The sequence below is a fragment of the Marinobacter mangrovi genome (genome assembly GCF_016798325.1).
Taxonomy (GTDB): Bacteria; Pseudomonadota; Gammaproteobacteria; order Pseudomonadales; family Oleiphilaceae; genus Marinobacter_A; species Marinobacter_A mangrovi.
In genome coordinates, this window is sequence record NZ_JAERVO010000005.1 from 40,451 (window position 1) to 61,394 (window position 20,944).

At 64.3% G+C, this 20,944-nt stretch carries 16 protein-coding genes; 7 read left to right on the forward strand and 9 right to left on the reverse strand.

Going from position 1 to position 20,944, the window contains the following annotated elements; all coding sequences use genetic code 11:
* Window positions 1-13: 13 nt before the first annotated feature.
* From JL474_RS15060 to JL474_RS15070, 3 genes are all read right to left on the reverse strand, one after another.
* On the reverse strand, window positions 14-961 hold the full coding sequence (locus JL474_RS15060) for a LysR family transcriptional regulator (RefSeq protein WP_203142711.1): 948 nt from the start codon (window positions 959-961) through the stop codon (window positions 14-16).
* 61 nt (window positions 962-1,022) lie between these two features.
* Entirely contained in the window at window positions 1,023-2,975 is a 1,953-nt protein-coding gene (locus JL474_RS15065; RefSeq protein ID WP_203142712.1) for an alkyl/aryl-sulfatase, read from the reverse strand.
* 45 nt (window positions 2,976-3,020) lie between these two features.
* Window positions 3,021-4,004 carry an IclR family transcriptional regulator gene (locus tag JL474_RS15070; protein WP_203142713.1) on the reverse strand — a complete coding sequence of 328 codons (984 nt, stop codon included), beginning with the start codon at window positions 4,002-4,004 and terminating at the stop codon, window positions 3,021-3,023.
* A 91-nt stretch (window positions 4,005-4,095) separates the two neighbouring features.
* Here JL474_RS15070 and JL474_RS15075 point away from each other — a divergent pair, with 91 nt between their 5' ends.
* The 4 genes from JL474_RS15075 (at window position 4,096) to JL474_RS15090 (ending at window position 10,048) form a co-directional block, all read left to right on the forward strand.
* Window positions 4,096-5,775, forward strand: a complete 1,680-nt coding sequence (locus tag JL474_RS15075) for a SulP family inorganic anion transporter (RefSeq protein WP_203142714.1) — start codon at window positions 4,096-4,098, stop codon at window positions 5,773-5,775.
* Window positions 5,776-5,992: 217 nt separating this feature from the next.
* Complete coding sequence (locus JL474_RS15080; protein WP_203142715.1) at window positions 5,993-7,546, forward strand: AMP-binding protein; 1,554 nt, start codon at window positions 5,993-5,995, stop codon at window positions 7,544-7,546.
* Window positions 7,547-7,560: 14 nt separating this feature from the next.
* Window positions 7,561-8,739 (forward strand): acyl-CoA dehydrogenase family protein, encoded by a 1,179-nt coding sequence (locus JL474_RS15085; protein WP_203142716.1) that lies wholly within the window; start codon window positions 7,561-7,563, stop codon window positions 8,737-8,739.
* 151 nt (window positions 8,740-8,890) lie between these two features.
* Window positions 8,891-10,048 carry a porin gene (locus JL474_RS15090; RefSeq protein ID WP_203142717.1) on the forward strand — a complete coding sequence of 386 codons (1,158 nt, stop codon included), beginning with the start codon at window positions 8,891-8,893 and terminating at the stop codon, window positions 10,046-10,048.
* A gap of 167 nt (window positions 10,049-10,215) precedes the next feature.
* Here JL474_RS15090 and exaC read toward each other — a convergent pair whose 3' ends face one another.
* The 6 genes from exaC to pedF form a co-directional block, all read right to left on the reverse strand.
* Window positions 10,216-11,736 (reverse strand): acetaldehyde dehydrogenase ExaC, encoded by a 1,521-nt coding sequence (exaC, locus tag JL474_RS15095; protein WP_123636768.1) that lies wholly within the window; start codon window positions 11,734-11,736, stop codon window positions 10,216-10,218.
* 305 nt (window positions 11,737-12,041) lie between these two features.
* Complete coding sequence (locus JL474_RS15100) at window positions 12,042-13,820, reverse strand: PQQ-dependent methanol/ethanol family dehydrogenase (RefSeq protein ID WP_203142718.1); 1,779 nt, start codon at window positions 13,818-13,820, stop codon at window positions 12,042-12,044.
* Between the two features lie 831 nt (window positions 13,821-14,651).
* Complete coding sequence (locus tag JL474_RS15105; RefSeq protein WP_203142719.1) at window positions 14,652-15,584, reverse strand: quinoprotein relay system zinc metallohydrolase 1; 933 nt, start codon at window positions 15,582-15,584, stop codon at window positions 14,652-14,654.
* Entirely contained in the window at window positions 15,581-16,351 is a 771-nt protein-coding gene (locus JL474_RS15110) for a quinoprotein dehydrogenase-associated SoxYZ-like carrier (protein WP_203142720.1), read from the reverse strand. Before JL474_RS15110 ends, JL474_RS15105 begins: the two co-directional genes overlap by 4 nt.
* 2 nt (window positions 16,352-16,353) lie before the next feature.
* A complete protein-coding gene (locus tag JL474_RS15115; protein WP_203142721.1) occupies window positions 16,354-17,277 on the reverse strand; it encodes a substrate-binding periplasmic protein in 924 nt (307 codons plus the stop codon).
* Between the two features lie 50 nt (window positions 17,278-17,327).
* Window positions 17,328-17,756: a cytochrome c-550 PedF gene (gene pedF, locus JL474_RS15120; RefSeq protein ID WP_131482902.1), complete on the reverse strand. Its 429-nt coding sequence runs from the start codon at window positions 17,754-17,756 to the stop codon at window positions 17,328-17,330.
* Between the two features lie 295 nt (window positions 17,757-18,051).
* On the opposite strand from pedF, the gene JL474_RS15125 reads away from it, so the two are divergent.
* Genes JL474_RS15125 through JL474_RS15135 form a run of 3 tightly spaced genes read left to right on the forward strand, consistent with a single transcriptional unit; the run spans window position 18,052 to window position 20,944 of the window.
* A complete protein-coding gene (locus JL474_RS15125) occupies window positions 18,052-19,212 on the forward strand; it encodes an ABC transporter substrate-binding protein (protein ID WP_203142722.1) in 1,161 nt (386 codons plus the stop codon).
* A 26-nt stretch (window positions 19,213-19,238) separates the two neighbouring features.
* Window positions 19,239-20,225 (forward strand): YVTN family beta-propeller repeat protein, encoded by a 987-nt coding sequence (locus JL474_RS15130; RefSeq protein WP_131482903.1) that lies wholly within the window; start codon window positions 19,239-19,241, stop codon window positions 20,223-20,225.
* Entirely contained in the window at window positions 20,222-20,944 is a 723-nt protein-coding gene (locus JL474_RS15135) for an ABC transporter ATP-binding protein (RefSeq protein WP_203142723.1), read from the forward strand. The genes JL474_RS15130 and JL474_RS15135 overlap by 4 nt, the downstream gene beginning before the upstream one ends.

Genomic DNA, 20,944 nt, shown 5'->3' on the forward strand with positions numbered 1-20,944 from the left:
GCATTATCACGTTTTACGATACTCGATCCCGATCCACCAACACGCCTTCCCAGTCCCCGATCGACACCGCTTCGGTCATGATCTCCAGGAGGCTGTCACGCACGCATTCGGCCGGCCGGGAGAGGGGGCGACTGCGGGGCCACGCCAGCGAAATCGTCCGGGTCACGTTAGGTTCCACGATGCGTCGGGCGAACCGGTTGCGGGACAGACCGGCCTTTCCGCCCGGCACCAGCACATTGGAAATCGTGCAGGCCAGGCCGTAATCGATCAGCCCGCTCAGGGTCTGTGGCGAGTTCTGGTTGTAGCGGACGTTGAGGGAAAGCCCCGACGCCAGCACCTGTTCGTCCAGCTTGCGACGCAGACTCAAGTGACGATCGCCCAACACCAGGGGGATGGCAGCGGCTTCGGCCAGTGGAATGTCCTCGCCGGACGCCTCCGGCCGGCTGCTCCCGCCCACCAGGCAGAAATACTCCCGCAGCACCGGGCGGGCTTCCGCGCCTTCAAGTTCCGCTGCATTGGGGATGACCCCCAGCTCCACCTTGCCGGTCTCGATCACATGGCCGGTGCGGGAGCTGAGCCCTTCCTCGATCTTCAGCGTGATCCGGGGATACTGCTGCTCCATCCGATGGATCAACCGGGGCGCCAGATACTGGGTCATGGTGAATGGGATCGCCACCACCACCTCGCCCGCCGGTTCGCTCTGCAGGGAGGCCGTCATGTCGTTACGCGCGATTTCCGCGTTCTGCAGGATCAGCAGGGCGTGGTCGAGCAGTCGCTTACCGGCCCCGGTGATCTCGACACCCCGGCGCGTGCGCTTGAACAATTCGGCATCGAACTCCCGTTCCAGCGCCAGGATATGCTGACTCAGGGCCGGCTGAACGATGTTGAGCTTCTGTGCCGCCGCGGAAAAGCTGCCCTCTTCCCAGACCGCCACCAGTGAGCGGAGATGCTTGAAATTCATGGTCGTGACTCCTGTTCGGGCCCCGGTGACGTCTGGACGATGTCCCGGGGCCCCATGCCGGTCAGGCTTGCGCCTCGTCCGGCAGGCTGGCCGGGGTAATGATGTTGAATGGTCCTGAGAAACGGTCCATCGCCCCGAACAGCCAGGCCAGCTCGCTCATCGCGCCACGGACTTCCACCGAGCCATCCTTCAGCGCCGCCTGGAAGCCGCCGGGTTTGAGCCCCACCCGGGCCAGCAGTCGTCGGGCCATGCGAATCTCCACGTCGGCCTCCGCATGGCGGTCACCGGCCCGATAGGTCAGCACGCCGTTGCGTACCGTCAGGGCGTACGACTCGTCGGGGCCGGACAGCAGCCAGTTCAGTCGCAACGTGCGGCCGGCCACTTTTGGCGTATTCAGGCGCACCGCCAACAGGTCGAAGAACTGACTCGGGGTCAGCGCCTGCAACAGGTCACCGGCAACCCCGCCGCCCCGGGTCGGGGTCACGCCCTGCCGCAGCTCCTGGGCGCCAGTAAGGTAGGCGTTGCGCCAGGTGGTGTTCTCGGTCTGGTAGCCCAACTGCTCCAGGGCATCCGCTTGCAGCTCGCGGGCCGCCTGGTGATCCGGATCGGCGAAGACCACCTTGTTCACCACTTCCGCCACCCAGCGGTAATCGCCCTCGGCAAAACTCGCCCGGGCGCGCTCGAGCACCGCGTCAGCGCCGCCCATCCAGGCCACGTGGCGGCGGGCGGATTCCACCGTCGGCAGCGGATTGAGGCTGGCCGGGTTGGCGTCGTAAAACCCCATGAAGCGCTGGTACACCGCCCGCACGTTGTGGCTGACCGAGCCGTAGTAATCTCGGGCGTGCCACTTCTGCGCCAGCGGTTCCGGCAACTGGCGCAGGTGATCGGCGATGTCCAGTGGCGTCAGGCCGTGGTTGAGCAGCCGCAGGGTCTCGTCGTTGAGGAAGGCGTACATGTCCCGTTGGTCGGCGAGGAATTCGCGAATGTCGTCGGCACCCCAGGTGGGCCAGTGGTGCTGGGCAAACAGCACGTCCGACCGGTCCCCGTATCGGGCCAGGGTTTCCCCGAGGTAATAGGACCAGACCTTGGGATCGCGTACCTGCGCGCCGCGGATGGTCAGGATGTTGTGCTGGCAGCGGCAGGCATTCTCCGCCACGCACAGTGCCCGCCACTGGGGGAAGTAGAGGTTCATTTCCGCCGGCGCTTCCGTACCCGGCGTGAGCTGGAATTCAATCTCGACGCCGTCGATGACCCGGGTTTCGATCGACTCGCGGATCTCGTCGGTAGGCGCGATCAGGGTGATCGTGCCCCGGGACGTGCCCTTGCCCAGCCCGGCATCCACCTGGCCGGTCGGTCCTTTGGGCAACAGGTTCCCATACATGTATTGAGCCCGGCGGCCCATGGCCGGCCCTGCCAGCACGTTCTCGCTGACGGCCTCCTCCATGAAGCCTTCGGGCGCATAAATCCGTACCTGACCGGCCGCCACGTCCTCGTCCGAGGTCACGCCTTTCACGCCGCCGAAATGGTCCACGTGGGAGTGGGTGTAGATGACCGCCACCACGGGCTTGCGGGGGCGATGTTCATAGTAGAGCTCCAGCCCGGCCCGGGCCACCTCGGTGGACACCAGCGGATCCATGATGATCAGCCCGCTGTCCCCCTCGATGATGTTCATGTTGGACAGGTCGAAACCGCGGATCTGGTAGATGTGCTCGGTGACTTTGAACAGCCCGGCAATGGTGTTGAGGCGGGCCAGGCGCCAGAGACTCGGGTTGACGGTCAGCGGTGCCTGCTCATCGGCTTCGAAGTCGTAGGCCCGGAAATCCCAGGCGATGCGGCCGTCAGCCCGCTCGACCGTGTCGCCCGACGGTCGGGCAATCAGGCCCCGGTTGGCAGCCTCGAAGTCGGCGGTGTCGTCAAAGGGCAGCCGGTCATACCAGCTCTCGTGATGGCGACAGGTGGCGGGCTCGGCGGGCTTGCCCAGTGGTTTCGATTCGTTGGCTTGTTGTTGTGTCACGGCTCGTCAGTGCTCCATCGGTCATTATTGGAAAGGGGTGACTGTCTATCCCTGCCGGGCGGCCGCCTTGTGCCAGAACTGTTCGCCGGTCGCAGGCAGATTCACGTCATTCAGCCCGTCGACCAGTTGCTCGCCCAGCGCCTGCAGTCGTGCTTCCGTCATGCGGAAAGACGGCGCCATCAGGCTCACCACGCCACACACGGCGCCCTCGGCATCCCGCACAGCGGCCGCCACGGCGCAGGCGCCTTCGATGCGCTCACCCAGTGAAAGCGCGTAGCGGCGATCGCGGATCTGCATCAGTTCCGTGCGGATGGCGTCGGCCGCTTCCGGCGTCTCTTTGGCCAGCAGGGCGTCGGTTTCACGGGAGGTCAGATACGCCAGCTCGGCCTTGCCGGCGGCGCCAACCGTCAGGGGGAAGGCGGTGCCCACATCCAGCACGTAGCGAATCGGCTGGGGGCTGGCCAGCGTGGAAACCAGCACCTGCTGGTTGCCCACCCGGCGGAACAGGGACAGGGTCTCTCCGGTTTCGGCGTGAAGACGTTCCATCAGCGGCCGCACGGCGGAGGTCACGTCGGTGTTCGTCATCAGGGGGCGGATCAGCTCCATCACCTTGACCGAGATCCGCCAGCGGGGCTCACCTTGGCGGTTCACTTCCACCACCGCCCGCTCCGCCAGCGGCTGGAGCAGTTCCTCCACGGTGGACTCGTCAAAGCCCCGAAAAGCCGCCAGCTCGGCCACGGTCCCACCCCGAACCCCGAACTGGGCAATCGCGCCCAGCAGGGACAGGGCCCGGGTGATCGCGCCCGAACCGGTCACCCGGCCCGTGTGCACGTAGCGTTTGTCCGATTCGCGGCGGCGCACATAACCACGCGCCTCCAGCGTTTGCAGCACCCGGAAGATAATGGGCGCAGAATCGCCCATCGCCCGGGCCAGCTCGGTCAGCGACTGCGGCTGGGGGGCGGACTCGATCCGTTCCAGCACATCCAGTCCGCGCGACAACGTACGCAGTTGATTCTTACCGTCCGACATATTTACCATCTCCGTAATTGTTTTCTATATTCGTAATTCGCTATCCCCCTGTCAATCGTCTCGGACGATTCTCACGCACCTGGAGTCACGGATGCCCGCCTGGTTACAACGACAACTGTCCTTTCTGCGCTGGCCCCGGCCGACGGCCGACACCCTGCGCGCCGACCTGTTCGCCGGCATCACCGTCGGGCTGGTGCTGATCCCCCAGTCCCTGGCCTACGCCACCCTGGCCGGCATGCCACCGGCTACCGGCCTCTACGCGGCCCTGCTGCCCGGCATCATCGGCATCCTGTTCGGCTCGTCGCCGCTGCTGGCCGTGGGGCCGGTCGCGCTGACCAGCCTGCTGACGTTCTCGGCCCTGGCGCCGCTCGCGGAGCCGGGTGGTGCGCAGTGGATCAGCCTGGCCATCTGGCTGGCGCTGTATTCCGGGCTGATCCAGTTGCTGCTGGGGGTCTGCCGCATGGGCGTGTTTGCCAACTTCATCTCCAATGCCGTGATCACCGGCTTCATCAACGCGGCCGCGTTCATCATCCTCGGCTCCCAGCTGCCATCACTGCTGGGCCTGCCCGGCCCGCTCGACGGGCATTGGCTGGAGACCGTCGCGAACCATTGGCAGCAGACTCCCGGCGTCTGGCTGGCGACGGCCGCGCTCGGGCTGGGATCGGTCGGGATGCTGGTGGTGCTGCGACGATGGGTGCCGGCGATTCCCGGGGTGATCGTGGTGTGCGCGCTGGGGATCGCCCTCAGCGCCGGGCTGGGTTTCAGCGGGGACGTGGTGGGCGCCATTCCCGCAGGCCTGCCAGGCCTCGCGCTGCCGCCCGCGTTATCGGCGGAACAGCACCGGGCCCTGCTGACGCCCGCGATCGTGATCGCCCTGGTGAGTTTCACCGAAGCCATGTCCAGCTGCCGCACCTTGGCCCGTCGAGAAAAGGCCCCGTGGGACCGCAACCAGGAACTGATCGGCCAGGGGCTGGCCAAGATGGTCAGTGGCTTCAGCGGCGCCTTCCCGGTCAGCGGCTCCTTTTCGCGCTCGGCGCTGAACGCCTACAGCGGAGCCAAAACCGCCTGGTCGACCCTGTTCGCTGCCGCTTGTGTCGCGCTGGGCCTGTGTTTTCTCACCGGGATACTTGCGGATCTGCCCAAGGCGGTGCTGGCCGCCATCATCATCGTGCCGGTGCTGAACCTGATCGACCTGCGCGGCCTGCACCAGATCTGGCGCGTCAGCCGCAAGGACGGCGTGGTCGCCCTGGTCACCGCCGCCGTCACGCTGGCGACCGCTCCGCACCTGTACTGGGGCATCGTCGCCGGTTTCGGGCTGTCGATCCTGTTTTTCCTCTACCAGCACGCCATGCCCCGCATCGTGGAGCTCGGGCGCCACGAGTCCGGTGCCCTGCGGGACCGGGCGGTCTACGACCTGCCGCCGATCGCGCCCGGCACGCTGATGGTGCGGATGGACGCCTCGCTGACCTTCATCACCGCTGCACCACTGGAGCGTTTCATCCGCCAGCGCATCGACCGCAAACCCGCAGTCACGACCGTGATCCTCTCCGCCTCCTCCCTGAACCGCATCGATTCGACCGGCACCGACACCCTGGCCCAGATCGCCCAACTCCTGAGTGACCGCAACATTCGGCTCTACGTGTCCGGCGCCAAATACCAGGTTCGCGCTGCCATCCAGCAGGCTGGCCTGATGGCCCTGCTGGGCGATGGCGCCTTCACCGCCACGGATCAGCACGCGATCGACCGGGCCGTCTCCACATCGCCCGCCTGAGCCAACCCGCCGTTCCCGGAACCGGCGCCATGGCCGCCGGCTCCGGCCTCTATGACATCATTTTTCGTAATACCTGATCAATAAAAATAGTATTTTTCTTGCTCTGACTCCCTGTGCATCATCGATTCCAGTCCATTTCAAGAAAAACAGGACCACAGACAGATCCCGGGCCCTCAGACAGCCCGACGGAGATCGATGCCGATAGAAGGAGCCAACAATGAACCTCGGCCGCTTTGTCACGCGCAGTGCCCGCTACTGGGGCGATGCCCCCGCCGTAGCGGACAGCCGACGCACCGTGACCTACACCCAGCTTGAAGAACGCACCAATCGCCTGGCCAATGCCCTGTTAGGGCTCGGCCTGGAACCTGGCGATCGCGTGGCCATGTACTCGGGCAACCGCTCGGAACTGGTGGAAATCGAAGTCGCGCTCTACAAGGCCGGACTGGTCAAGGCGCCGCTGAATGCGCGCCTGGCCCTGGACGAAGCCATCCACGTGCTGGCCGACGCGGATGCCCGCGTCCTGATCGTCGGGCCGGAGCACGCCGACCAGGTGCAGGATCACCGCACCGACCTGCCGTCCATCGAACACGTGGTGGTGATCGACAGTCCCGCCGACGATGGCTTTGAGCGCCTGCTGGAAGCCGGCCAGTCGCAGTTCGAGGCCCGTGACGTGGATCTCGACGCGCCCGCCGTTCTGCATTACACCTCGGGCTCTTCGGGCCGGTTGAAGGCCGCCGTCCAGACCTTCGGCAACCGGCTCGCGCTGCTGCGCAAGTCCATGATGCTGCCGGATGTGGGCCCGAACGAGGGCGCAGAGAAAGTCGCCCACGTCGGCCCGGTGACCCACGCCAGCGGCATGCAGGTGATGCCGGTCCTGGCCAAGGGCGGCTGCAACTACCTCGTCGACCGGTTCGACATGGCGTCCCTGCTCCGGACCATCGAGCAGGAGCGCATCACCCGTTTCTTTGCCGTGCCCACCATGATCTATCGCCTGCTGGATGCTCAGCTTGGCGGGCAATACGACCTGTCGAGCCTGAACCGCATTACTTACGGCGCAGCGCCCATGGCTCCGGCCCGTCTGCGGGAAGCCATCGGCCAGTTCGGCCCGATCTTCATGCAGGGCTACGGCGCCGGTGAGACCACCTCCACCATCACCCTGCTGACCGCCGAGGACCACATCCGCGGCCTGGAATCGAAGCCGGAACTGCTGGCGTCCTGCGGCCGTCCCTACGGCGAGTCGGATGTGATCGTGGCGGACGACGACGGCCAGCCGGTCGGCACCGGCGAAGCGGGGGAAATCCTGGTTCGCGGCCCCGACGTGATGCAGGGCTACTGGCGCGCACCGGATCTCACCGCCGAAGTCCTGAAAGACGGCTGGTACCACACCGGAGACGTGGCGCGGGTCGACGATGAAGGCTTCTTCTACATCATCGACCGCAAGAAGGACATGATCATTTCCGGTGGCTTTAACGTTTACCCGGCAGAGGTCGAAGCCGTGTTGTTCGAACACCCGGCCGTGTCCGAGTGCTGCGTGCTCGGCACCCCCAACAGCGAATGGGGCGAACAGGTCACTGCGCTCGTGGTGCCCCGCCCCGGCGTCGAGCTGTCCGAGAACGAGCTGGCCAGCTTCTGCGCGGCCCGCCTCGCCCGCTTCAAGAAGCCCCGCCAGATCGTCTTTACCGACGAACTGCCCAAGAACCCCAACGGCAAAATCGCCCGGCGTCTGGTCCGGGAGCGCTACTGGCAATCCGAAGAACGCCAGGTCGGTTAACGGAGGTCATCACCATGCATCAGGAATTCAAAGGCACCCCGACCGGGGAACAGGTTCGCGCCGAGGCACAGGCCTTCATCCGCGAAGTGCTGATCCCTCTGGAGCAGGAACACGGCATCGGCTATGAATCCGACGTTCCCATCGAGCTACTGCGTCAGATCTGGAAAGCGTCCCGGGATGCCGGTCTGTATGGCGCACAGCTGCCTGAAAAGCTGGGCGGCCGCGGCCTGACCATCTACGACCAGTGCCTGCTCAAGGAAGACGTCGTGTCCGCCGGCGCCAAGCTGGGTGCCCACGTGCTGGGCGAGCTGGGCGGCCCTCCCCGCGTCGGGCACCTGTTTGGTTTTGCCACCGAGCAACAGCTGGAATCCCACTTCCTGCCCGTGGTCCGGGCCGAGCGCACCGTCTGCTTCGCCCTGACCGAACCGGGAGCCGGCTCCGACGCCAGTCGCCTGGCATCGCGTGCCGAGGCCGATGGAGACCATTTTGTTCTCAACGGTCACAAGCGCTACATCTCCGGCGCGCCCTACGCGGATTTCGCCATCCTGATGGCAGCCACGGATCCGACGGCCGGGCCGAAAGGCGTCACCGCCTTCCTGGTGGATTTCGACCAGCCCGGCGTCACGCTGGACAGCGACTACCTGCCCATCAGCGGTCAGCGCAGTCATGCGGACATTCATCTGGAAAACGTCCGTATCCACAAGGACAACATCATCGGCGGCCTGGGTCGTGGCTTCCAGTTGGGCATGGCCCGCATCAACGTCAACCGGCTGCTGCACTGCCCCACCATGCTGGGTCTGGCCCGGCGGGCGCTGACGGCAGCGGCGGAATACGCCACCCAGCGCCAGCAGTTCGGCGGCCCCATCGCCCAGTTCCAGGCCATCCAGCACATGCTGGCCGACATGGCCACGGAACTGCACGCCGCCCGTTCGATGATGCTGGATGTCGCCAGCCGCATCGACCGGGGCGAGGACACCCGGGAAGCCTCGGCCATGAGCAAGCTGTTCGCGTCCGAGCGGGCGTTCCAGATCGCCGATCGCGCCCTGCAGATCCACGGCGGCGTCGGCCTGATGAAAGGGAACGACGTGGAGTTCATCTTCCGCGCCCTGCGCATGTACCGGATCGTCACCGGCACCAGCGAAATCCAGCGCAACACCATCGCCAAGGGGCTGCTCAAAAACCTGGGCAGCTAATCCCGACCGACACCCACCATAGCGGCGGCCTGCCCGGGCCGCTGCCAGCCACGTTCGACCGGAGGAAAGCACACACTCACAACCCAAGAAAACAAAAACCAGATGATTCAAAAGCTTATCTAGAAAGACAAAAACAAGATGAGGTTTAACCATGTATTCCAATAAAAACAGCCGGGCGTCCGTCGCCCTGGGCCTGCTCGTCTCAACCCTGTCACTCAGTCCGTTCGCGCAAGCCTACTCGGTCAAGACGGACTTTGATAACGACCCCGCCACCAAGGAAACGCTGGACGTCTACGGCACCCTGCGGCTGTCGATTGACTACGCCGATTCCGACCTGGGCAATACCCCCGAAGATCCGAGCGTCGGCCTGACCGACGGCGGCATGAGCCTGTCGTCCAACACCAGCATCATTGGCGTGCGCGGTTCCTATGCCCTGGCCGACCAGCCCTACACGGTCGTCTGGCAACTGGAAGAAAAGGTCTATCCCGACTCGGACGGCGACGACACCTTCCGGACCCGGGATACCTTCCTGGGCGCAAAAACTCCCGTGGGCCTCTTCCGCTTCGGCCATCTCAATACGCCGTTCAAGGAAATGGGGCTGCGCAACCAGATCTTCGTCACCACCGTGGGCGACCCCTTCGCCATTCTCGGCAAGAGCTCCCAGTCCAAAGCGCGACTCGACCTGCGGGCGGACAATGCCGTGAAGTGGGACTTCCGGGCCGGCGGCTTCCAGATGTCGACCCTGTATTCCTTCGGCGACACGCCGGGCAACAACGACACGGAAAAATTCTACGCGGACGACAACGACAAGCAGATCATTAGCACCAGCCTGCGCTACGCGATCGGTCCCGTCGCGCTGATGGGCGCCTACGATCATCGAGAGGAAGCCTATGGCGGGCGCATCGACGCCTGGCGGGTGGGTCTGCGCTTTGAATCCGGCAGTTTCCTGGCCGGAGCCCTCTACGGAGACGTCGACACCGACGACAATGTGCTGGCCGGCTCCTTGGCCCGTGCCGAATACGGCGCCTACATCCAGCAGCACATCGTGCCGCAGGTCAGTATCGGCGCCCAATGGATGCACGCTGACGAATCGGAGCTCCCCCTGGGCGACGACGGCGCCGACCAGTATTCGCTGGGGACCTACTACAACCCGTTCAGCCGGCTGTACCTGCACGTGGTGGGCACGATCACGAAAAACGACACCAACGGTCGCTACGGCACAGCCGACTTTGGCCACGGTGATCGCGTGTCGACCGTGCGCGGTGGTTCGCCGTTTGCGTTGTCTGTGGGCGCGCAATATTCATTCTGAAGCCCATAAAAAAGCGGCCCCGAACGGGGCCGCAAACAATGGCAGGAGGACACAGACGCAATCTGTTGGGGTCCGGTCGGAGGGGCCGGACCGTGTTCAGTTGACACCTCCCTGTGTCACCTCGCCTCGTCTACTGACTTCTCAGCCAGTTCGGGTCTCGCCCGGACTCAGAAGAAGCCCAGCGGGTTGGTGTCGTAGCTGATCAGCATGTTCTTGGTCTGCTGATAGTGTTCGAGCGCCATCTTGTGGGTCTCGCGGCCAACACCGGATTTCTTGTAGCCGCCGAAGGCCGCACCCGCCGGGTAGGCGTGGTAGCAGTTCATCCACACCCGACCGGCCTGGATACCACGGCCCATCCGGTACTGACGGTTGGTGTCGCGGGTCCAGACGCCGGCGCCCAGGCCGAACTCGGTGTCGTTGGCGATCGCCAGCGCTTCCGCTTCGTCCTTGAAGGTGGTGACACCCACCACCGGGCCGAAGATCTCTTCCTGGAAGACGCGCATCTTGTTGTCGCCCTTGAACAGGGTCGGCTGGATGTAGAAGCCGTTGTTGAACTCGACGTCCAGTTCCTCGCGGCCACCGCCGGTCAGCACTTCAGCGCCTTCCTGTTTGCCGATTTCCAGGTAGGACATGATCTTGTCGAACTGTTCCTTACTGGCCTGGGCGCCCACCTGCACGTCGGTATCCAGCGGGTTGCCGCGCTTGATGGACTTGGTGCGCTCGATGACCTTGGCCATGAAGGCGTCGTACATGTCTTCCTGCACCAGCGCCCGGGACGGACAGGTACAGACTTCGCCCTGGTTGAAGAACGCCAGCACCACACCCTCGACGCACTTGTCGATGAATTCCGGCTCGGCGTCCATGACGTCGGAGAAGTAGATGTTCGGCGACTTGCCGCCCAGCTCGACGGTGGACGGAATGATGTTCTCGGCGGCGCACTTCATGATGTGCGAGCCGACCGGCGTGGAGCCGGTGAACGCAATCTTGGCGATGCGCTTGCTGGTGGCCAGCGCCTGGCCGGCTTCGCTGCCGAAGCCGTTGACGACGTTGATCACGCCCGGCGGCAGCAGGTCGCCGATCAGTTCCATCACGACCAGGATGGAGGCCGGGGTCTGCTCGGCCGGCTTGAGCACGGTGCAGTTACCGGCGGCCAGGCACGGCGCCAGCTTCCAGGCGGCCATCAGGATCGGGAAGTTCCACGGGATGATCTGGCCCACGACACCCAGCGGCTCGTGGAAATGATAGGCAATGGTGTTGCCGTCGATTTCGCCCATATGGCCTTCCTGGGCGCGGATGCAGCCGGCGAAGTAGCGGAAGTGATCCACAGCCAGCGGGATGTCGGCATTCAGGGTCTCGCGGACCGCCTTGCCGTTGTCCCAGGTTTCCGCCACGGCCAGCAGTTCAACGTTCTGCTCCAGGCGGTCGGCGATCTTCAGCAGGATATTGGAGCGCTCGGTGGCCGATGTCTGCCCCCAGGCCGGCGCGGCCTTATGGGCGGCATCCAGCGCCAGGTCGATGTCTTCCGCGGTGGAACGCGGGATTTCACAGATCACATCACCGGTAACCGGGGTGATGTTCTCGAAATACTGCCCTTTCACCGGGGCGACCCATTCGCCACCGATGTAGTTTTCATAGCGGGGTTTAAAGGAGACGACGGAGCCTTCCTTACCAGGTTGAGCGTAAATCATGATAGTGACCTCTCTTGTTATATGGTCGCGACCGCACTTGGACCGCATGAGGCGAATCCTGCGTCTACGATTTCACTCTAGCCAGCACCTGTTGGCCACGAAATGGTTCCTTCGATGCGTCCATCTCGTTATTTGGTAGTAGGAAAAAATCGGCATAAGTTCAAATAAAAAAGGGCTCCATCGGAGCCCTTCTCATAAGTGCCAGGCCCAAGACCCGGCATACGTGGCCTGGCGGTTATCCCGGACTTTATTACGGGTCGTTAACGACCCGCCGCCCGGGATTCGTCACCGGCCACCGCGATAGATCAGCGGCTGGCCACGTTGTCGTTCGGTAGTTTGAAAGTCCAGACCGTACCGCCCTGGTTGAAGTCCTTCACCACCTTGGCCACTTCGCCGCCCCACAGCGGGACCGCGCCACCCCAGCCGGTGGTGATGGAGACGTACTGCTCGCCACCCATCTTCCAGGTGATCGGCGTGCCGACGATGCCGGTGCCGGTGTTGAACTTGTACAGTTCTTTACCCGTCTTGGCGTCGAAGGCCTTGAAGTAGCCTTCCGGCGTACCGGTGAACACCAGGTTGCCGGCAGTGGTCATGACACCACCCCACAGCGGCGCGGTGTTCTCGTAGCGCCAGACTTCCTTGCCGGTCTTGGGATCCATCGCCCGCAGCACACCGATGTAGTTGTCGTGCGCCGGCTTGATGGTGAACCCGGCACCCAGATAGGCCGCGCCTTTCTTGTAGGACACCGGCTCGTTCCAGATGTCCATGGACCACTCGTTGGACGGCACGTAGAACAGCTCGGTGTTCGGGTTGTAGGCAATCGGCATCCAGTTCTTGCCGCCAAGGAAGGCCGGCTGGGCGACAACCACCTTACCCTTCTCGCCCTTCATGTCCGCCGGATCGCCCGGGCGGCCGTTGTCGGTGTAGATCGGACGGCCGTTCTCATCCAGGCCCTTGGCCCAGGTGATCTTGTCCACGAACGGGAAGCCGCGGATGAAGTCGCCGTTCTCGCGGTTCAGCACGTACATGAAGCCGTTCCGGTCCGCAGTGGCGGCGGCCTTGATGGTCTTGCCGTTTTCCTTCAGGTCAAAGGAGACCAACTCGTTGACGCCGTCATAGTCCCAGCCGTCGTGCGGAGTGGTCTGGAAGTGCCACTTGATGCTGCCGTCGTCCGGGTCGATCGCCAGACGGGAGGAGGAGAACAGGTTGTCGCCCGGACGCAGGTGCGAGTTCCACGGGGCCGGGTTACCGGTGCCGAAGAACAGGCTGTCGGTTTCCGGATCGTAGGTGCCGCCGAGCCAGGTCGCGGCGCCGCCGTTCTTCCACATGTCACCGGGCCAGGTCTTGCCGGGCGCGCCGCCGGAGATGCCGTTCTCGATCTTCTTGCCGTCCTTGTAGACGTAGCCCATGTGACCTTCCACGGTCGGGCGGGTCCACAGGATTTCGCCGGTGTTCGGGTCGTAGGCTTCGACCTTGCCGACGATACCGAACTCACCGCCGGACACGCCGGTGATCAGCTTGCCCTTGACGATGATCGGCGCTGCGGTGATGGAGTAGCCGGCCTGGTAGTCGGCCACTTTCTTGATCCACACCACCTTGCCGGTGTCCTTGTTCAGGGCGACCAGCTTGGCGTCCAGCGTGCCGAAGATCACCTTGTCGCCGTACAGGGCCACGCCCCGGTTGACCACGTCACAGCAGGGCATGATGCCGTCCGGCAGGCGGGCGTCGTACTGCCAGATTTCCTCGCCGGTCTTGGCGTCGATGGCGTACACGCGGGAATAGGAGGCGGAGACGTACATGACGCCGTCTTTCACCAGCGGCTGGGATTCCTGGCCGCGTTGTTTTTCACCGCCAAAGGAGAACGCCCATACCGGCTGCAGTTGCTTGACGTTCTCGGTGGACAGGTCGTTCATCGGGCTGTAACGCTGGCCCTGCAGACCCATCCCGTAAGTCACCACATCGTCGACCGTGTCCTGGTCATTGAGCAGGTCGTCGTCGGTGACGCCGGCGGCCTGGACACTCCATGAAACAGCCAGCGCCAGCGCACTGGCGGCAAACTGTTTTCCGAATCGTGTTGCATACATGGTTGCGCTCTCCCATTACTCTTGTTGTCAGATTCAGCAACGAACCGGGAACTCTTCCCGCCTCTCCTGACATTCTTGGATTTGGCAACCTGTGCAACAATTGACCCGCAGACCAAGTTATCTCATCACTTGGTAGTAAGACCCGGTTGGTTGGGGCGGCCCGGGAGCTGGAGCTTGGCCGCCTCCCCCTCTCCCCCAACCCCTCTCCGCGCCCCGGCCCTTCGCCAGAGGCTTCGGGCGCTACGACGGGCGAAGCGATGCTTCGCTTGTCCGCCTACGCCCCACCAGGGGAGAGGGGAGCTTATGCGGCGAACTCGAGGAAGACCCCCCCTCTCCCCTGGAGGGAGAGGGTTGGGGAGAGGGGGCTGGAGCACGCGACCCGGCAACACAGATCACACTTTGAACCGGCAACATGGGTTACACCCATTCCCCACACTCCCACGGGGCCCTGCCGGGCCCTCCGAAGCTGTAGCATCGACTACATGCCCGACCGATCCAACTTCAATCGGGTAGGTTGGGCTGACGCAGGAAGCCCAACAATAAGCGGGCACCGGACGTTCCCGTTATCGCGGGCATGCTTGGAGCATGGGGTCTCAAAAACCGGCTTGACCGGTATTGAATGAGATTGGTCGCAAACCCGGTTTGTTGGGCTTCCTACGTCAGCCCAACCTACGTCCACGGCGCCTTTGCAGCATTCTAAAGACATTGGCCACATTGAATTCGGGAACTCCGGGCACAAAAAAGCCCGGAACAGGCCGGGCATAACGTGACGGATTCCCGCCTCAATGGGTGTCCCACGGGATCAGGGCGAACCGCAGGACACCGGTTAACCTATTCTTCCGGCAACATCCTCAACGCCGCCTGCTCATACCGCGGATACAGATGCGTGGTCGACCGGATCAACTCATACGACGCCTCCGCAATCGAGTCAAAGCGCCCGGGAATCGGTGTGCGCATGACTTCATTCGCCGTCAGCCCCCGGTTGGCGCTGCTCTTGAACAGGGCGTCCAGCCAGGTCATGTAGGCGTGCATCTGCCGGAAGGCGCGGTCGTCAGTGACCATCGGGCCATGGCCCGGCACCAGGCGCTCGAAGGGAATCTCCGCCAGCAGATCCAGCTCCTGCTGCCAGACGTTCAGCCCCGGCGACTGGGGCGTGGTGATGGCGCGGTTGTAGAACACCATGTCGCCGGCGAACAGCGTGCCGGTGGTCTTGTCGAGGATCACCAGGTCGGCGCCGGTGTGCCCGGTGAAGCCCCAGAGCTGGAAGGTGTGATTGCCTACGATCAGCGGACCCGGCGCCAGCTCCTGTGTGGGCAGCACCACCTGGGTACCGCGCATCCAGTCGCCGATCATGCGGTACATGTTGTCGGAGAAGGCTTCGCCATCCCGTTCCAGCAGTGCCGTGGTCTCGGGCAGCGCCGAGAGGCTCCGCTCCGGGAAGGCCTGGTTGCCGAAGGCGTGGTCCGGATGATGGTGGGTGATCAGCACGTGGGTGACGGGCTGGTCGGTAATCTTGCGGATCGCGTCGTGCAGCGCATCGCCGTATTGCAGCGAGGGGCCCGTGTCGATCACCACCACGCCGGCGTCGGTGACGATGAACGCCGTATTGACGATGTTGCCGCCGTTCTCCTTCGAGAAATTCTCGGTCTTGCCCTCCACCATCCAGGTATCGGGGGCGATCTGCTTCGGCTCCAGGTGATAGCGCAACGCCGCCTGGGCCGGCAGCGCCATCACCGCCAGCAGGATCAGACACCACCGCGTCATAACGCCTCCCCGACCTGCCGCTGGAACTGGTTGCCGTTGTTGTCGCGCATCCACACCTCATACTGGGGCGGCGCGTCCGGCAGTTCGAACACGAACATCGGATTCTCCGCTGCGGACTCCGAGAGGGTCATCTTCAGCAGGGGCTCGTCCTGCCCGCCAGCCGTGTCGCGGATTTCCAGCGTCTCGATGTGGAAGGCGGGGATGTTGCCCACCATGCCCGAGTCCATCGGGTGCCTCACATAGACCTTCAGCCGCGACTGGTTGGCCGGTGAAAACGCGCCACCGCGGATCTGGCCGAAGTGCTCTTCCCAATTGGGGTCGGACGACGCCTGGCTCGGCGCGGTACACCCGCCGCCGGCCGCATCCACATGGGCGCTGCCCACGTGCCAGACGCCGGACTCGTCCTGCACCGCCGCACGCACGGTCGTGGCCTGCTGCACACGGAAGTTCAGCGAGACCACCGTCACCCGGGTTTGCGGCACGTAGGTGAACAGATGCGGGATGGGGTTGAGATCCACCCAGGTGATGACTTTCTGCACTGGCGTGTCGAACCCCGACAGGTCCACCGTCAGCGGCACCTGTGACGAGTCCTCGGCAAACGGCGGCACTTCCAGGTTCACGCGGTCGTCCAGCACCACCTCGGCCTTTTCCCCCAGGTAGCGCTCCAGGTTGTAATCCCACATGGGCGAGCCGTAGGGGTCTTTCGGGTACGCCGCCAGACCGGTACTGGCAAGCGCCCCCGCCAGCAGCAATGCGTGACGCAGCATGGTCATTCCTCCGCCTGCCCCAGCACTTCCTCGTAATAGGCCGGGAGGCCGTAGCGCAGCCCGTAGTGCTCATAGATGGCCTTCATCTCGCCATCGCGCACCATCTTGTCGGCTGCCGCCTCGATGGCGTACTTGAGCTGCCGGTGGGAACTCTTCACCGCCATGCCCACATCCCACTGCTGCTTGGCGATGCCGGGGAAGCCATTCTCAGCCAGTTTGAAGCGGTGGTCCGGATCGGTCGCCAACAGGTAGTCGACTTCCGCCCGCATGCCCATGATCGCCGATACCTCGTTCGCCACCATGGCGTCGAACGCCTCGCCAATGCTGTGGTAGTGATGGGTCTGGTTACGCATGCGGCCGCGGAAGGCGGAGCTCAGGTAGAAATCCGGCAGGCTGTCGATCTCGACGCCGATCGGGTTGTACTGGAACACCGCCACCGTCTGCACGGCCTCCAGGTCGTTGGGGTCGTAGGCGATCTGCCACTGTTCCTTCTGGTAGGGGCCGAACATCACCACTTCCTCGTTGACCATCTCCCCGGTGGACTCGGTCATGTAGGCGTAGTCGGTGTCGTAGGGCACGCGCATCATCACATCGGCGATGCGGCGCTTGGCCAGGTAGTGGCCCTTCCAGACGTTGTTGCGCAGGTCGTCCTGCAGGGTCTCGTCCGGGGTGATCCAGTGCACCTGGAAATCCACGCCCAGCTTTTTGGCAATGGCCCGACCCACGTCCACATCGACGCCGGCGGGCTCGCCATCCTGCACGAAGGAATACGGCGGGAAGTTCTCGTACACCCCCACCCGCAGGTAACCGGACTCGATCACCTTGTCGTAGGTGCGATCCGGCGGACGGTCCAGCACGGACTCCGCCAGCGCCGGACCGGTCAGAACCAGCAGCGCGAGAACGGCAAGATACCGAACAGCGACCATACGCCCTCCTTCACGACCCAACGAAGTCAGCACTCACAATGCCTACCGACTTACTCGGGCTTTGGCAGAGATTCCACGTACGTTTTAATCGCCCACATCGCTTCCTGGTCCAGGTTGCTCTTGAACGACGGCATGCCGCGATCGGTGCCGTTGCGGACCCGGCCGATGAAGTACTCGTCGTCCCATTCCTTCAGTTCGCGCAGGTCCGGCGTCAGGCCACCGGACATGGCCTCGATACCGTGGCAACCGGCGCAGTTACCGGCGTAGCCCGCCTTGCCGATCTTAACGGCTTCGTCGTGCTTGTCGCCGTACTTGTTGCCTTCCCGGAACGGGTTTTCGGACAGGGGATCATCGCCCAGGTGGGGCAGATCGCCGGTGTCGACAGGCTGGGGTGTCACGTTGCCATGAGCCATGACCAGAGTGGTGCCGGCCAGCAGGCCCGCCGCGAGGGCGGTCTTCAGGTAAGAACGGAAATTCATGATCAATAGCCTCTCTTGCTTCCGGTGCCGGCCTGGATTTGTACTTGGTTCGCCGGCTACTCGAATCAGTCTATGGAGGCGTGCGCAACGACCGAATGCCACTTTGGGGCCTTCAGCCTAGTTCCTTGGTAGTAGGCGAAGCGGTCCGGTCCGCGGCCAATCGGGCCTGCGGGCGGATTTCTACAACCTTCGTACTGGCTGATTCCTACTTTCAGAATATTTCCGCCACGGTGCCCCTTCTCTAGTCTGGGAAGAAAAACAACACATCCGCCCTAACGAGGTTGTCATGTGTCCAATGCGCCCAGGCGTCGCCCTGATCGCCGCCGTCATCCTGCTCACCGCCCTGCCCGTGCAGGCGCTGGAGGTGACCGTCGGCTATATCCAGTGGCAGCCCTACCAGGGCCCGGTGCTCTCCACCACCCTCACCAAGCCCGAAGACGCCGGTCTCAAAGGCGCGGAGCTGGGCGTCGACGACAACAACTCCACCGGCCGCTTTATGCAGCAGCACTACACGCTGGATGCGGTGGTGGCGGACTCCCGTGACCAGGCCGTGAACGAGCTGCGCCGCATGCAGCAGGCCGGTATCGACCTGTTCGTGCTGAACGTGCCCGCCGACCTGCTCAAGCAGATGACCGAGGCCGTCGGCCCCGACGCGCTGGTGTTCAACGCCGGCGCCGAGGACGACAGCCTGCGCACCGCCGACTGCCAGCCCAACCTGCTGCACACCGTGCCCAGCCGCGCCATGCTCACCGACGCCCTGGCCCAGTGGCTGGCCAAGCGCCAGTGGAACGAAGCCTTCCTGATCACCGGCCCGACGGACAACGACAAAGCCTGGGTCGCCGCCTTCCACCGCGCGGCCAAGCGCTTCGGCGTCAAGATCGTGGAAGAGAAGCCCTGGACCTTCGACTCCGACCTGCGCCGCACCGCCTCCGCCGAGCTGCCCCGCTTCACCCAGGGGGACGATTACGACGTGGTGGTGGTCGCCGACGAACGTGGGGACTTTGGCGAGTACGTGCCCTTCAACACCTGGCTGCCGCGCCCGGTGGTGGGCACCCAGGGCATGAGCCCGGAAGCCTGGCACCGCTCGGTCGAGAACTGGGGCGCCGGCCAGCTGCAAAGCCGCTTCGAGGAGAAGACCGGCCGCCCGATGATCAGCGATGACTACGCCGCCTGGGCCGCCGTGCGCGCCATCGGCGAAGGGGTGATCCGTACGAAGCAGGCGAAAGCCACCGACCTGCTCACCTACCTGCTTTCCGACGAGTTCCAGTTGGGCGGCTTCAAGGGCCGCAAGCTGACCTTCCGCACCTGGAACGGGCAACTGCGCCAGCCGATCCTGCTGGTGCATCCGCGCGGGCTGGTGTCGATATCGCCGCAGGAAGGCTTCCTGCACCCGAAAACCGAACTGGACACCCTCGGCTATGACGAGCCCGAGAGCCAGTGCCGGATCGCCGACTAACTCAGGATGAACAACAAGGTGACTGCATGAAACCGACCTTACGCCAACTGGGACCGGCCCTGGGCCTGACCGCCGCGCTGCTGGCCCCGGCCGCCGTGGCCGATCTGGCCTATGTGTCCAATGAGAAGGACAACACCCTGTCGGTGATCGACATGGATTCACTCGAGGTGGTGGACACCCTGCCGGTGGGCAAGCGCCCGCGGGGCATCCTCATGTCCAAGGATCACACGCTGCTCTACATCTGCGCCAGTGACGACGACACGGTGCAGGTGATGGACCTGAAGACCCGCAAGATCATCGATACCCTGCCCTCCGGCGAAGACCCGGAGCAGTTCGCCCTGCACCCCAACAACCGCCACCTCTACATCTCCAACGAGGACGACGCCATCGTCACCGTGGTGGACGTAAAGACCAAGGACGTGCTGGCGCAGATCGACGTGGGCGTGGAGCCCGAGGGTATGGCCGTCAGCCCCGACGGCAAGTGGGCCATCAACACCACCGAAACCTCCAACATGCTGCACTGGATCGACACCGAGACCATGCAGCTGGCCGATAACACCATGGTGGACCAGCGCCCGCGGCACGTGGAGTTCACCCACGACGGCAGCCAGGCCTGGGCCTCCTCCGAGATCGGCGGCACCGTCACCGTGGTGGACGTGGCCAGCCGCAAGATCCTCAAGGACCTGAGCTTCAAGATCCGCGGCGTGCATCCGGACAAGATCCAGCCGGTGGGCGTGAAGCTCACCAAAGACGGCCAGTACGCCTTCGTCGCCCTGGGCCCGGCCAACCACGTGGCCGTGGTGGACGCCAAAACCTTCGAAGTGCTCGATTACATCCTGGTGGGTGGGCGCGTCTGGCACATGGACTTCAGCGCGGATGAGTCCCAACTGCTCACCACCAACGGCGTGACCGGGGACGTCTCCGTGATCGACGTAGACGACCTCAAGGTCATCAAATCCATCAAAGTTGGCCGCTACCCCTGGGGTGTGGTGGTCGTCCCGGACCCGGCATGAGCATCGAGGTCGATCGCGTCAGCTTCCAGTACGGGCGCCGGCCCGTGCTGCGGGAGGTCAGCTTTGACCTGACACCCGGCGCCTTCCACGCCATGCTCGGCCCGAACGGCGCGGGCAAGTCCACCCTGTTCGGCCTGATCACGCGACTGCTGGCGCTGCAGACCGGCGACATCAAACTGCGGGGCCGCTCCCTGCGCAAACAGCCCGCCGCCGCCATGCAGGAAATCGGCGTGGTGTTCCAGCAGAACGCACTGGACATGGACCTGACCGTGCGCCAGAACCTGATGTACCACGCCGCGCTGCACGGCCTCTCCCGCAAAGCCGCCCGCCAGCGCTGCGACGAAGAGCTGGCCCGCTTCGAACTCACCGAACGGGGCAACGACGCCGTGCGCCAGCTCAACGGCGGCCACCGCCGCCGCGTGGAAATCGCCCGCGCCCTGCTGCACCGCCCCGGCCTGTTGTTACTGGACGAACCCACCGTCGGCCTCGACGTACCCAGCCGCCAGGGCCTGAACGCCCACGTGCGCCGGTTGTGCGCCGAAGACGGCCTGACCGTGCTCTGGGCCACCCACCTGATCGAGGAAGTGGAACGCCAAGACCGGGTACTGATTCTCCACCAGGGCCAACTCCTGGCGGACGGCCACGGCGACAGCATCTGCGAGGCCCAGGGCCAGCCGACCCTGGCGGACACGTTTCAAGCACTGACGGGAGCCAATTAA

Coding starts and splice junctions, on each gene's coding strand:
- JL474_RS15060 (WP_203142711.1), bottom strand. CDS start 961: ATGAATTTCAAGCATCTCCGCTCACTGGTGGCGGTCTGGGAAGAGGGC.
- JL474_RS15070 (WP_203142713.1), bottom strand. CDS start 4,004: ATGTCGGACGGTAAGAATCAACTGCGTACGTTGTCGCGCGGACTGGAT.
- JL474_RS15075 (WP_203142714.1), top strand. CDS start 4,096: ATGCCCGCCTGGTTACAACGACAACTGTCCTTTCTGCGCTGGCCCCGG.
- JL474_RS15080 (WP_203142715.1), top strand. CDS start 5,993: ATGAACCTCGGCCGCTTTGTCACGCGCAGTGCCCGCTACTGGGGCGAT.
- JL474_RS15085 (WP_203142716.1), top strand. CDS start 7,561: ATGCATCAGGAATTCAAAGGCACCCCGACCGGGGAACAGGTTCGCGCC.
- JL474_RS15090 (WP_203142717.1), top strand. CDS start 8,891: ATGTATTCCAATAAAAACAGCCGGGCGTCCGTCGCCCTGGGCCTGCTC.
- exaC (WP_123636768.1), bottom strand. CDS start 11,736: ATGATTTACGCTCAACCTGGTAAGGAAGGCTCCGTCGTCTCCTTTAAA.
- JL474_RS15100 (WP_203142718.1), bottom strand. CDS start 13,820: ATGTATGCAACACGATTCGGAAAACAGTTTGCCGCCAGTGCGCTGGCG.
- JL474_RS15105 (WP_203142719.1), bottom strand. CDS start 15,584: ATGACGCGGTGGTGTCTGATCCTGCTGGCGGTGATGGCGCTGCCGGCC.
- JL474_RS15110 (WP_203142720.1), bottom strand. CDS start 16,351: ATGCTGCGTCACGCATTGCTGCTGGCGGGGGCGCTTGCCAGTACCGGT.
- JL474_RS15115 (WP_203142721.1), bottom strand. CDS start 17,277: ATGGTCGCTGTTCGGTATCTTGCCGTTCTCGCGCTGCTGGTTCTGACC.
- pedF (WP_131482902.1), bottom strand. CDS start 17,756: ATGAATTTCCGTTCTTACCTGAAGACCGCCCTCGCGGCGGGCCTGCTG.
- JL474_RS15125 (WP_203142722.1), top strand. CDS start 18,052: ATGCGCCCAGGCGTCGCCCTGATCGCCGCCGTCATCCTGCTCACCGCC.
- JL474_RS15130 (WP_131482903.1), top strand. CDS start 19,239: ATGAAACCGACCTTACGCCAACTGGGACCGGCCCTGGGCCTGACCGCC.
- JL474_RS15135 (WP_203142723.1), top strand. CDS start 20,222: ATGAGCATCGAGGTCGATCGCGTCAGCTTCCAGTACGGGCGCCGGCCC.